Raw genomic sequence first — 12,850 nt, forward strand, 5'->3', positions numbered from 1 at the left:
TCAGCAGATAATGTGTGCATCTTATTAATCCCTTGCATAATCGAGGGTTAATACGCGTTGCATCTGTTGATATGCAAAAAAAACCACCTTTGCTGTCAAAGGTGGGTTTAATTTATAAAAAGCTTGCGTGAAGATCAGTAAGAGTCAGAAGAGCGCTGAGTAAAATATTTCGTGCTCTGACGCTTCTCCTTTTTACGACGCAGCACCAGGCTGGTGGTAATAATCAGCAGCGTCAAACCGCCGGTTGCCAGTAATTCAGCCTGATGTTTCGCATCAAACAACATGATTATCAGCACCGTGACGATAAACAGGATAGTGACCCACGTCAGGCCAGGAAATAACCACATCCGGTAACTCAGGACTTCACCCGCTTTCTCGCGCTTTTTACGCAGCACCAGGTGGGACGCAGCGATCACCAGATAGACCAGCAGTGCAATCGCTCCCGACGTGGCCAGTAAAAATTCAAACACCACGCTGGGCGCCAGATAATTGGCGATCACCGCCAGAAATGCAGCCGCGGTAGAGAGCAGCACAGCAATCCACGGCGTGCCGCTGCGATTGGTACGTGAGGCAGCCGACGGTGCATCTTTGCGGCGTGACAGAGAGTAGAGCATGCGCGAAGAGGTATAAAGTGCAGAGTTAAGACAACTGCACACCGCCATCAGCACCACCAGATCGACAATCAGTCGGGCGTGCGGGATGTTCATCGCCTGTAACACCGTCTGCCATGAACCCTGTTCAACCAGCCCTGGCGCATTCCACGGCACCAGCGCCACCACAAAGAAAATCGACAGCAGATAGAACAGCGCAATACGCCAGATGACGGAGTTAGTCGCCTGAGTAATCTGCTTGCCGGGATTCTTCGACTCTGCGGCGGCAATCGTGACAATTTCTGTGCCCATAAAAGAGAACATGGTGGTCAGGATGGCAGCCACGACCGCGCCGATACCATTCGGCATAAATCCGTGAGTGTCGTAGAGATGCGACAGGCCGCTGGTATTGCTGTCAGGCAGCAGACCAAACACTGCCGCACCTGCCACGCCCAGGAACAGGATGATGGCCACGACCTTAATCAATGCAAACCAGAACTCAAACTCACCATAATTTTTCACGCTGAGCAGATTAGTAATGGTCAGCAACAGGGTGATAGCAAACGTGAACTGCCAGATGGCGACATCGGGGAACCAGGCATGAAGAATGGTTCCCGCCGCATTGGCTTCCAGCGGGATCACCAGCACCCAGAACCACCAGTAGAGCCAGCCGATGGTAAATCCGGCCCAGCGTCCCAGCGCTTTATCGGCGTAGGTTGAGAACGAACCTGAATCGGGTGAGGCGACGGCCATCTCGGCCAGCATCCGCATAATCAGGACCACCAGCGCACCGGCAGCGGCATAAGAGATCAACACCGCGGGGCCCGCTTCAGAAATAGCATGGCCGGAGCCAACAAATAGCCCGGCGCCAATCACGCCCGCAATTGAGAGCATACGCACGTGGCGCGGTTTCAGGTTTTGAGCCAGCGAATCTGCATTCGCACTCTGAGTCATCGTCATGTAAACGTCTCCTGTCGACGTCCGGCCTGGATGGCCGGACGAACGGGGATGAACTTGCGTTAACGCGTCAGCGAAATCAGGCCGGGACGACGGGATGTCCGGCGGGTGCGACACAGTGATCGATCACCGTGGAGAGAATGGTCAGCGCCAGGCTGAACTGCGCATCCGGAATGGTGAGCGGGTAGAGGAAGCGGATGACGTTGCCTTTGGCTCCGCAGGTCAGCAGCAGCAAGCCCTGTTCCATCGCCATCTTCTGAACCGCCTGCGCGGTGCTGGCCTGATAGAACTCCATCGCCACCATCGAACCCAGCGCACGCACTTCAGCAATGTCCGGATGTTTGCGTTGATGTTCCTGGAGTTCTGCTTCAAGCCGGGCACCGAGATCAACGGCGCGCTGGCAGAGCTGCTCCTCTTCAATTACATCCAGCACCGCATGGGCCGAGGCGATAGCCAGCGGGTTTCCGGCATAGGTCCCGCCCAGACCACCTGGTGCAGGTGCATCCATCACCTCTGCACGACCGGCGACCGCGGAGAGCGGCATCCCGCCAGCCAGGCTTTTCGCCATGGTGATGATATCGGCCTTCACCGGGTAGTGTTCCATGGCAAACAGCTTGCCGGTACGGGCAAATCCACTCTGGACTTCATCCGCAATCAGCAGAATGCCGTGACGGTCAGCCAGCTCCCGCAACTGCACCATAAACTCTGCGGGTGCCGCATGGAATCCACCTTCGCCCTGCACCGGCTCCAGCACGATCGCGGCGACGTCATGGGGCGCAATGTCCTGCGTAAAAATTTCTTCAAGGCTGATCAGTGCCGCCTCGATGCTGATCCCCTGAACCGCGCTGGGATAGCGTGCATGGAAGACTGACGGCGGCATCGGGCCGAAATCTCGCTTGTAAGGCGCCACTTTTCCGGTCATCGCCATGGTCATAAAGGTGCGGCCATGGAATGCGTTACCAAAGGTGATGATGCCGTGGCGGCGGGTATAGGCACGCGCCACTTTTACGGCATTTTCTACCGCTTCCGCCCCGGTGGTGAAGAAGGCCGTTTTCGCCGCACCGGCGATGGGAACCCGCTGATTAATACGCTCGGCCAGTGCGATGTAGCTTTCGTAAGGGGTGATCTGGAAGGCCGTATGGGTAAACTTTGTTAATTGATCGGCAATCGCCTGTTCAATGCGTGGATGGCGGTGGCCGGTGTTCAGTACCGCGATGCCGCCCGCGAAGTCAATCCAGCTATTACCCTCCTGATCCCATAAGGTGGCGTTCTCTGCCCGGGCAACGTACCAGTCGCACAGCGTACCGATACCTTTGGGGAGAGCCTGTGCTTTGCGCTGCTGCAACAGGTTATTTTTTTCGCTCATTTATTCCACCTCGTTAATATGCGTGTTTACAATTCCCGACAAACACGTTTATTTATGCCTGAGGCGTGGTGAGTTGCCAGAGCCAATTGTCAGAGGAAAGGTGGAGCCAATTGCGACTCTTATACGCAGATCATCTATTAGCGCGGTTACAGTTTTTAAGAACTGGCTCATTACATCAGCGGCTGCTGAACTGCATGCAGGCCGCGATCGCTGAAGAGGTGTTTCCGCGCGGAAGCCGTTTACCGCCAACCCGCGATCTGGCGCGCGAACTGGGCGTGTCGCGAAACACGGTTATGCATGTTTATGAGAGCCTGATGGCGCAAGGCTATGTTACCGCGCGGACCGGCAGCGGCACCTGGATTGCAGAGACGCTGCCGGAAAACTCTCTGCAGAGTGATGCAATTGCCGACCTTCAGGCGGTGAAGGCGCAACGACCGGCAACGCTGTCGAAGCGGGGTGCCAGTCTGCTGGGTCACGCGACAGCATCGCCTTACCAGTGGGGCGCGTTTGTCCCTGGCGCGCCGGATGTGACCGAATTCCCCCATAAGCTGTTTAGTCAGATTCAGGCGCGTCTGAATCGCGAACCTGACGTTCACCGCCTGGTCTACAGCAGCGGCGGTGGCTGTCCCGATCTGCGCCATGCGCTGGTGGATTATCTGCGGGTGGCCCGCTCAGTGCGGGCCGATGCTGACCAGATCCTGATCACCGAAGGGGTTCATCAGGCGGTTGATCTGGTGACGCGGGTGTTGTGCGATCCTGGCGATCGGGTCTGGATGGAGGAGCCCGGCTACTGGGGAACACGCAATCTGCTGCGCATGAATGGCCTGAAGATTCGGGCGATGCCCGTGGATGAGCAGGGACTGGTGCCGGACAGCGGCCCGGCACCAAAGATGGTGTTTGTGACGCCCTCTCATCAATATCCGCTGGGTGTGCATCTAAGCCTGGCCCGTCGTCAGGCATTGCTCACCCTTGCACGTCGCCATCAGAGCTGGATTGTGGAAGATGACTACGACAGCGAATTTCGTTTTTCCGGCCAGCCTCATCCCTCATTGCAGGGGCTGGAAGCGGATGCGCCGGTCATTTACATGGGAACGTTCAGCAAAACGCTCTATCCCGCGCTGCGCATTGGCTACATGGTGGTGCCGAAACCGCTGGCACAGCCGTTGCGCATCGCCGCGGCAGAGCTCTATCGCGGCGGACATCTGCTGATTCAGCGTGCGCTGGCGGAGTTTATCCGGCTGGGCCATTACATGGAGCATATCCGCCGGATGCGCCTGCTTTACCGCCAGCGGCGGCAGTTTCTCTGCAGGCTGATCGAGCGCTATCTGGGGCCACCCTTTTTACCGGCATTCAATCATGAAGCGGGACTGCATCTGGTGATCCCGCTGCCAGCAGGCGCGGATGACGTGGCGATAGCCGCGGAGGCGCTAAAGCGCGGCGTCAAAGTACGGCCACTTTCGCAATATTATATGCACCCTCAGGAGGCGCGCGGATTGCTGCTGGGTTACGCCTGCGTCAATGAGCGGCAGTGTCAGGATGCGTTTGGCACACTTAAAGCCTGTCTTGCGTCCGCCGGAATGGTATTCACTCCGCAGCGCTAGCGGGTTCAGGGACATTTGTTTTGAAGGAGGGCGGTTTTACTGCCGCCTCTGTGCTAACGCATTGACATTTAATCAGAGTCACCGAGAATACTCCTCTTTGCGCCCCGACCAGACAATACCGGAGTCTATCATCGCCTTTAATCCCTTTACTGCACCGGCCCGTGCGGCTATTAAGCGAGGCGCCGCGCTGGCTGCCGCGTTGTTGCTGGTCAGTTGCGCATCCGAGCCGCCGAAATCGCTGGTCACACCTTTTCCGCCCGTGACGAAACAGCCGCTACCGACGCCCGGCAAGCCAGCACAACCTCATGCGCAGGAACCGATGCGGGGCGTCTGGTTAGCCACGGTCTCGCGTCTTGACTGGCCGCCGGTTGCGTCGGTAAATGGCACCAGTCCGGCGCAGCGTATCCGCCAGCAGCAGCAATCACTGATCGAAAAGCTGGATAAGCTGAAAAGCCTGGGCATCAACACGGTGTTTTTCCAGGTTAAGCCTGATGCCACGGCGCTCTGGCCCTCAAAAATCCTCCCCTGGTCAGATATGCTGACAGGAAAAATTGGTGAAGATCCGGGCTATGATCCGCTGCAGTTTATGCTGGATGAGGCGCATAAGCGCGGTATCAAAGTCCATGCCTGGTTCAACCCTTACCGGGTGTCGGTAAACACTAAATCGTCTACCGTCAGCGAACTCAACCGCACGCTGTCACTGCATCCGGCCAGCGTTTTTGTGCTGCATCGCGACTGGATCCGCACTGCAGGCGATCGCTATGTACTCGATCCGGGTATCCCTGAGGCGCGTGACTGGATCACCAGTATTGTGGCCGAGGTGGTGGCGCGTTATCCCATCGACGGTGTGCAGTTCGATGACTACTTCTATGCGGAATCTGCCGGTTCACTGCTCAACGATAATCAGACCTTCAGCCGCTACGGTCAGGGGTTTGCCAGCAAAGCGGACTGGCGGCGTCACAATACTCAGCAGCTGATTGAGCAGGTGTCACGTACCATCAAACAACTGAAGCCGGACGTGGAGTTTGGTGTCAGCCCGGCGGGCGTCTGGCGTAATCTGTCGCATGATCCTGCCGGTTCCGATACCCGCGGAGCGGCGGCGTATGATGAAGCTTTTGCCGATACCCGCCGCTGGGTGCAGCAGGGCTTGCTGGATTACATTGCACCTCAGCTCTACTGGCCTTTTTCCCGTCAGGCGGCCCGATACGATGTGCTGGCAAACTGGTGGGCAGAGGTCGTGAAACCGACCAAAATCCGGCTCTACATCGGCCTTGCTCTCTATAAAGTGGGCGAGCCGTCAAAAGTTGAGCCTGACTGGACACAGCAGGGCGGCGTACCGGAGCTGAAAAAGCAGCTCGACCTTAATGAATCGAACCCCAATATTGATGGCACGATTCTGTTCAGAGAGAACTATCTGAATCAGCCGCAGACTCAGCAGGCGGTAAGCTATCTTAAAAGCCGCTGGGGAGGCTGAGAAACGCCGCGACAGCATGACCAGTGCGGTTAAGTTTTTCCTTGTGACTTGCTGCTATTCTTGCGCTTTATATGGGAGGAACCATGAGCGAACTGATTGATATTTTTACAAGTCACAAAAGTGAACGCAGTTTCACTGAGCAACCTGTCGATGAAGCTGTGCTGGATCGGATTATCAGTACCGCTTATCGCGCACCTACATCAGTAAACTCGCAGCAGGTTTCTGTGGTGATCACGCGTGATGCCGGCCGTCGCGCACAGATCGCCGCCATTGCAGGCGGTCAGCCGTGGATTGCCAAAGCACCGGTGTTTATCACCTTTGTGCTGGATATGCATAAATCAGCCGTGGGAATGGCCGCTGTCGATCAGCAGCAGATCGCCCATCAGAGCATTGAGAGTATCGTTTCGGGTTCTACCGATATCGGTATCGCGCTGGGGTCGGTAATGGCGGCTGCGCGTGCCGAAGGTCTGGGGATTGTGCCCATTGGCGGTATCCGTCGCGACCCGCAGGCGATGATTTCACTGCTGGAGCTGCCGCCACTGACCTTCCCGGTAGCGGGTGTGGTAATCGGTCACGTAGACGAACCGGCTCATCAGAAACCACGTCTGCCTCTGGCGACGTTCCGCCATGATGAGACTTACCAGACGCAGGGTCTGGAGCAGCAGATTGCAGCCTACAACGATGAGATGGTTCAGCACTGGAAGACGATTGGTCGTAATGACGGTGAGAGCTGGAGCGAAAGCGTCAGCGGTTACTATAAAAACATCTACTTCCCGAATGTACTGCCAGCACTGCTGAAGCAGGGTTTTGGCACAGATAAATAGTTCGCTCTCGTTATTGAGTGAATAGAAAAAGGCCATCCGTAGCGTTTACGGGGGGCCTTTTTCATTTTGTTACTATAACGAAAGGTGACTTTCCACGTCGTAACACATAATTTCCCTTTTAACCGAAGCGCAACTGCCTCTAACACTTACCTTCCAGGGAAATAACATGTCTCAGCGTTCACTCTACGCGCTCTGTTTAATGAGCTTTTTTCTGGCCGATGTCCGCGACGGCCTGGGGCCATTTCTGGGCATCTTTCTTACGGAGCGACACTGGCAACCCGACGAAATCGGTCTGGTAATGACCTGTGGCGGTATCGCTGGATTACTTGCCACGCTACCGGCAGGGATCGCCGCCGATGCGACCCGTCATAAAAAAATCATTGTGCTGCTGGGCTGTCTGGTGATTACCGTTGCCACACTGCTGCTGTGGTACAGCAATCAGACCTGGACGGCGATGGTCTCTCAGGTTGTAGCAGGCCTGGCTGCGGCGTTTATCGGCCCGACTGTGGCGGGGATCACTTTAGGGCTCACGGGTCAGCGCGGCTTTAACCAGCAGATGGGACGCAACGAGGCGTTTAATCATGGCGGGAATACGATTGCTGCATTGCTGGCCGGTTTTTCAGCCTGGTACTGGGGCATGGGTGCCGTTTTCATTCTTATGACGGTAATGGCGGTTTTCGCTGCTTTCGCTACGCTGGCAATTCGCGGAAATGAGATCGATAACGATGTGGCGCGCGGTTATGAACCGCATGAAGAGCGTCAGCCAGCGCTGCACTTATCAATGTTGTTGCGAAACCCGGCGCTGATGATCGCCGGTTTGACGCTGCTGCTGTTTCATCTTGCCAATGCCGCGCTGCTGCCGATGCTGAGCATGCGCGTCGCCTCGGCAGGCGGCCAGGCGGCGATCAGTCCGGGCCTTTACGCGGCGGCAACGGTGGTGATTTCCCAACTGGTGATGATCCCGGTCGCGCTGTGGGTATCTAAACGCGTTGATACGCACGGCTATCGCCTGTTTATCATGATCGCCCTGATGATATTACCGCTGCGCGCGGTTCTCGCCGCCGGCTTTGCCGGGCCGATTTTTGTCATTCCGGTTCAGGTTCTGGATGGTATTGCGGCCGGGATTCTCGGTGTGGCGGTGCCAGGCTATATTGTCTCCCTGCTGCGGGGTACGGGTCATGTTAACGCCGGGCAAAGCGTTATTATGCTGATGCAGGGCGCAGGTGCCGCGCTGAGTCCCGCCATGACGGGCATGATCGCCGCACGTTATTCTTACAGCACCGCGTTTGCGGTACTCGGCGCAATTGCGCTGGCAGCGCTGATTCTATGGTGGCGCACCGGTAGCGCCCCAGCCGCCCGTCTGGCCTGATCGGACACAAAAAAGGCTGCCCATTGGGCAGCCTCTTCTGGCAAATCCGTTTGCGACCATCCGTTATTTATACAGTTCTGCGGTCATGTGAACACGGTTGTTGGTGTTCGCTTCCGTAATTTTATACTGCGCACCCTGTTCCTGAGCCTGAGCAGCAATTTTTGATTCTGCGCCATCCAGTGTGGATGAGGTCACAGAAACGCTCTCGGCAAAGCTGCCAAAAGAGATCAGAGAAAGAGTTGCGAGTGCGGCGATTGAAAGTGCTTTTACGTTTTTCATGGTCATATTCCTGAGTTATGAATTGGGAGGATGTTTGCCTCCGATGGGAATAATAGTAACTCAGGTTATGATATCAATATTAACTATTAGTGCGGCAATGGTGATCGTGCTAATTGTTTATCTGGGGATCAGACAGCGACTGTGCCGTCTCCGTAATCAACGTCCTGAACCAGCGATGGGCAGGATCGTCGCGATAGCGTGCATGCCAGCCCATTTCAACCGGAAAGGTGCCCAGGTCAACCGGCGCCGGAACGATTCTGAGCCGCTCATCGCGCGAAAGATGCTGACAGATCAAACGCGGCAGGGTCGCGCAGTAGTCCGTGACCGCAATCATTTCCGGCACGGCCAGAAAGTGGGTGACGGAGACTGCAACCTGACGACGCAGGCCCCGCTGTTCAAGCGCCTGATATAACCCAGCGCGCATACGGCCAGGCGGCAAAACGTTGACGTGCTTTAGCTGCTCATATTGCTCTGCGCTGAGGTTTTCGCCCACCAGCGGATGATCGGCGCGTATCACGCAGGCCAGACCTTCATTCATCAGGTGCTGAACGACGAGATTATCGGGCGGCTCCACGATACGGCCCAGCACCATATCGGTATTACCTGAAATCACACCGGTTTCAGTGACGTCATTGCCAAAAGGAGTGAGGCGGAGTCGGATGCCGGGCGCACAGCTCCTGAGGCGGGCCACGATGGCAGGCATCATGATGAATTCGACATAGCTGTTAGGCGCAAGCGTGAAGAGCCGGGTGGCATGAAGCGGATCAAAGTCCTGCTGGCCAAGAATAACCTTGTCGATCGATGACAGCGCAGCACCGACCACCTGAGCCAGCTGTTCCGCTTTCGGCGTCGGTCGCATCCCGTAACGTTCGCGGATAAATAGCGGATCGTTGAGCGTTTCACGCAGCCGATTTAATGCATTAGAAAGCGCCGGCTGGGTTATGCCAAGCCGTTCCGCTGCGCGGGTAACGTTGCGCTCTTCCATCATGACCAGCAAAACTGGCAGTAAATTCAGATCGTATTTCATTAAGCTATAATGCTATGTGAATAACTGAAATTGAAGAAATAAATTTCATAAATATCCGTAACCCCGCCATGATTAACGGGTCAACGCAGAAGATAGCGGCTCAGACGCTGGTTCTGACTATCCTTACACCTGAAACCGACTAACTGTGATATGGAGCGGAAATGAAAATTTTAATGGTTTTGACCTCGCATGATGAGTTGGGCACCACTGGCAAGAAGACCGGTTTCTGGCTGGAAGAGCTTGCGGCACCTTACTATGCATTTCTTGATGCGGGCGTAGAGATTACCCTGGCTTCACCGAAGGGCGGACAGCCTCCACTCGATCCAAAAAGTGATGAACCCGATTCTCAGACTGATGAGACCCGCCGCTTCCATGCCGATTCTGCTGCTCAGGCAGTACTGGCCTCGACCGTCAAGCTTGATACTGTTGATCAGGAAGCGTTTGATGCCGTTTTCTATCCAGGCGGCCATGGTCCTTTATGGGATCTGGCAAACGACAAACACTCCATTTCGCTGATTGAGCAAACCCAGCAGGCGGGCAAACCGGTTGCGCTGGTCTGTCATGCTCCAGGTGTCCTGCGTGATGTGAAAAATGCTGATGGCACGCCTCTGGTCAAAGGAAAGAAAGTTACTGGCTTCACGAACAGTGAAGAAGAGGGCGTTGGCCTGACTGAGGTGGTGCCGTTCCTGGTTGAAGATGTGCTGAAACAGAACGGGGGTCTCTACTCACGAGGCGATGACTGGCAGTCCTATACGGTTCAGGATGGCTTGCTGATTACCGGTCAGAACCCAGGTTCATCAGCCGAGACCGCGAAGGTTTTACTGGCAAGCCTGGCGAAATAAAGATCTTTACAGCATGCTGAGTTTTGAGGGCGCCTGCGGGCGCCTTTTTTTTATTGCTACCGTTAAGTGTCAGGATAGATAGTGACCTGCTTAATTATTCAGGTTGAATAGATTAGGGCTCAATTTTTCTTAACATTGATAATAAATTTACGGGCGTTTCAGAGCTAAATAATTGCCTTAAAAATTCACTGCAAATATAAACATGTTTTTAAAACCAGTGTTGACATCGTTTTTTATATCCGTAAAGTAGGACTCATCAGCGGCGTGCAGTTGCCCTGATAGACTGAAAACCAAAGGTGTTATGTGTTAAAGGTGCCGACAAGTGTTTGAGTTGAAGTTGTCGGTGGTTCTGTTAAACATTGTTCTTTAAAACTGTTCGTTAGTTAAGATAACCCTGTTAAATGGAGTCGAAGTAAGTCTTTAAGAAGTATGTAGTATCGCGTCGCGATGATGTAAGGCCTCGTAGTTCTGAACGTTACGTTACGACAGGATACGATTGCGGTTTAAACGTCGTAATGAAAGTAAGGCAACGCATCAAAGAGTATATATCGCGATGGGGGTGTGCAGATTTATACGGGCCTGACCTGTCTTTGTCTCCTGAAAGACTATCAGGTGGTTTAAACCGATAATAATAGTGACATTTCAGTATCGTGATCATTATTATCCGCAGGATCTGTTCATAAATAGCAGTACCGAAGTAGTACCTATCAATTAAGTTAGTTAATGGTAAACGTAAAATCTGTAGTACCTTAAAAGCCCTGGCTATTTCAGTCAGGGCTTTTATCTTTTTACGATGTCTGTCAGTTCTTTTCAGAACGTAAATATGAGTAATTAACATTATCAAAGCAGCTTTTATCGATAATATTTAAAGTGATTCACGCGCGATTTATTCTCCTGATATTTTTTCCTCAGCTCAACACTCTCTTTCCTGAATTCCCCAGCATCCATTTTTACCCCGCTATCGACATAGCAAAGCGCGATTTTGCCTTTTCGACGTCGGACAGAATGCGATATAACGCCCCGTTATCCTGTCTGTTGCTTAAACAAAATCGCAAAACAGTGAGCCGCAGTCCGCTATCCCTGTTAATACACCACCGTTTTAGCCACGGACGCCAGTCGTTCACGCAGCCACTCATGCCCTTTGTGATGATGGGTTCGGTTATGCCAGGCCATGATTTTGCTGAAGCCAGGGATGATCAGCGGTGCTGGCAACATGACCAGACCCGTAGTGTCGACCGCCAGTCGTTTCAGTACCACGCTTACCAAATCAGTGACGCGCAAAATTTCCGGGAGCACCAGAAAACTGCAAACTGAGAGCGTTGCACGGCGGGCCCGGCCAATTGCAGCCAAAGCCTGGTCGGTGACCCCATGAAATTTTCCGACGGGCCACGAAACCAGCGCATGATCCTGCGCACAAAACTCATCCAGCGACAGCGTCGCACTGCCCGCCAGAGGATGATTTTCACTCAGCAGACAAACATATTCTTCATTGAACAGTTGCTGCGTATGCAATGTCGGCGGCGTGGTCTCTGGCGACAGCAACGCCACATCAACGTCCCCATGTTCAAATTGTCCTGACAGTGTCTTATCTGGCAAGGTAATGATGAAAGCATAATCAACCCAATAAAAGGAAAATACATCCGTTATAAATTTTTAAATTTTTGAAAAATAAGCTCTATATCGAAAGTATACTGAAGAAAGACTTACTCAGCATGGTGATAGATGACTGATAGATATCTCACATAAAAACTATTCATCTATAAGATTTAATTAGTAATTTATATGAAAATATCTCTTTTCTGGAGTCTATAGCCTTCAGGGAGCCGGGAAGGGTTTTTAAGGAGTTTTTAATTTACCCATTGCGAACCATTTCCGTTTTCAGATGGCAAAAAAATCAATCTGCGTCATAGTCAATATTCATCGAGTTATTGCGCTATAGCTTTCTTTTGAAATTCATCTGCGCCTGTTAAGTGCGCTATTCAAACAGAGGTTAAAATGTCTGCAGAATCTCCAGAGAATATCTCCAGCGATCTTTCTCAGTTCGTCGGTACGCATTTTGTCTATACCTACGATAATGGCTGGAAATATGAGTGGTACGCTCGCAACGAAACCACCTGCGACTACCGCATTCATCAGGGACTGGTAGGTGGCCGCTGGGTGACCAACCAGAAAATGCACGCGATTCAGTTCGCCCCGGGCATCTACAAAGTAGACTGGCATGAACCCACCGGCACCTGCGTCAGCCTGCTTTTTGATCTGAATCGCACCCTGGTTCACGGCACAATTTTCTTCCCGCAGTGGATTGCCGGTGAAGGTCAGCATCCGGAAAAAACTATCTGTTATCAGAATGACTTCATTGAAGATATGCACCGCTTCCGCGATGAAGGGCCGGCCTATCCGTATGTGATCATTCCAGAGTTTGCGAAAGTGACCTATATGAAGAATGAAGGTCCAGATAACGATGAAGTGATTAATCAGGCACCTGGACAGATGCCTGCTGACTATTTTGATGGTAAGTAAT

General features: G+C 53.4%; 11 protein-coding genes. 6 read left to right on the forward strand and 5 right to left on the reverse strand.

The features are described 5' to 3' along the window. Nucleotides 1-134: 134 nt before the first annotated feature. Complete coding sequence (gene gabP, locus HFD94_RS08815; protein WP_045140002.1) at nt 135-1,550, reverse strand: GABA permease; 1,416 nt, start codon at nt 1,548-1,550, stop codon at nt 135-137. 76 nt (nt 1,551-1,626) lie between these two features. Next, nucleotides 1,627-2,913, reverse strand: coding sequence for a 4-aminobutyrate--2-oxoglutarate transaminase (gene gabT / locus HFD94_RS08820; RefSeq protein ID WP_167433032.1), 1,287 nt, complete (start codon nt 2,911-2,913; stop codon nt 1,627-1,629). A gap of 110 nt (nt 2,914-3,023) precedes the next feature. Between gabT and HFD94_RS08825 the strand changes: the two genes are divergently transcribed. From HFD94_RS08825 to HFD94_RS08840, 4 genes are all read left to right on the forward strand, one after another. Further along, nucleotides 3,024-4,514 (forward strand): PLP-dependent aminotransferase family protein, encoded by a 1,491-nt coding sequence (locus HFD94_RS08825; protein ID WP_181955359.1) that lies wholly within the window; start codon nt 3,024-3,026, stop codon nt 4,512-4,514. Nucleotides 4,515-4,611: 97 nt separating this feature from the next. Next, nucleotides 4,612-5,988 carry a glycoside hydrolase family 10 protein gene (locus tag HFD94_RS08830; protein ID WP_181955360.1) on the forward strand — a complete coding sequence of 459 codons (1,377 nt, stop codon included), beginning with the start codon at nt 4,612-4,614 and terminating at the stop codon, nt 5,986-5,988. An 83-nt stretch (nt 5,989-6,071) separates the two neighbouring features. Then, a complete protein-coding gene (locus tag HFD94_RS08835; RefSeq protein WP_022624518.1) occupies nt 6,072-6,812 on the forward strand; it encodes a nitroreductase family protein in 741 nt (246 codons plus the stop codon). A 166-nt stretch (nt 6,813-6,978) separates the two neighbouring features. Beyond that, the gene (locus HFD94_RS08840; RefSeq protein WP_010246959.1) at nt 6,979-8,181 is read left to right on the forward strand and encodes an MFS transporter; all 1,203 of its coding nucleotides are present in this window, start codon (nt 6,979-6,981) and stop codon (nt 8,179-8,181) included. A gap of 63 nt (nt 8,182-8,244) precedes the next feature. Here HFD94_RS08840 and HFD94_RS08845 read toward each other — a convergent pair whose 3' ends face one another. Both HFD94_RS08845 and HFD94_RS08850 read right to left on the reverse strand, forming a co-directional pair. Next, nucleotides 8,245-8,460 carry a YdgH/BhsA/McbA-like domain containing protein gene (locus HFD94_RS08845; protein ID WP_010246960.1) on the reverse strand — a complete coding sequence of 72 codons (216 nt, stop codon included), beginning with the start codon at nt 8,458-8,460 and terminating at the stop codon, nt 8,245-8,247. Nucleotides 8,461-8,569: 109 nt separating this feature from the next. After that, nucleotides 8,570-9,487 carry a LysR substrate-binding domain-containing protein gene (locus tag HFD94_RS08850; RefSeq protein WP_111534253.1) on the reverse strand — a complete coding sequence of 306 codons (918 nt, stop codon included), beginning with the start codon at nt 9,485-9,487 and terminating at the stop codon, nt 8,570-8,572. Between the two features lie 161 nt (nt 9,488-9,648). On the opposite strand from HFD94_RS08850, the gene HFD94_RS08855 reads away from it, so the two are divergent. Then, entirely contained in the window at nt 9,649-10,329 is a 681-nt protein-coding gene (locus tag HFD94_RS08855; protein ID WP_122889432.1) for a type 1 glutamine amidotransferase domain-containing protein, read from the forward strand. 1,083 nt (nt 10,330-11,412) lie between these two features. Here the strand turns inward: HFD94_RS08855 and HFD94_RS08860 are convergent. After that, on the reverse strand, nt 11,413-11,925 hold the full coding sequence (locus HFD94_RS08860) for a LysR substrate-binding domain-containing protein (RefSeq protein ID WP_242462053.1): 513 nt from the start codon (nt 11,923-11,925) through the stop codon (nt 11,413-11,415). 399 nt (nt 11,926-12,324) lie between these two features. Between HFD94_RS08860 and HFD94_RS08865 the strand changes: the two genes are divergently transcribed. Next, nucleotides 12,325-12,849, forward strand: a complete 525-nt coding sequence (locus HFD94_RS08865; protein ID WP_010246964.1) for a phenolic acid decarboxylase — start codon at nt 12,325-12,327, stop codon at nt 12,847-12,849. Nucleotide 12,850: the final 1 nt, after the last annotated feature.

It is taken from the genome of Pantoea sp. EKM20T, from assembly GCF_011800485.1.
Lineage (GTDB): Bacteria > Pseudomonadota > Gammaproteobacteria > Enterobacterales > Enterobacteriaceae > Pantoea > Pantoea agglomerans.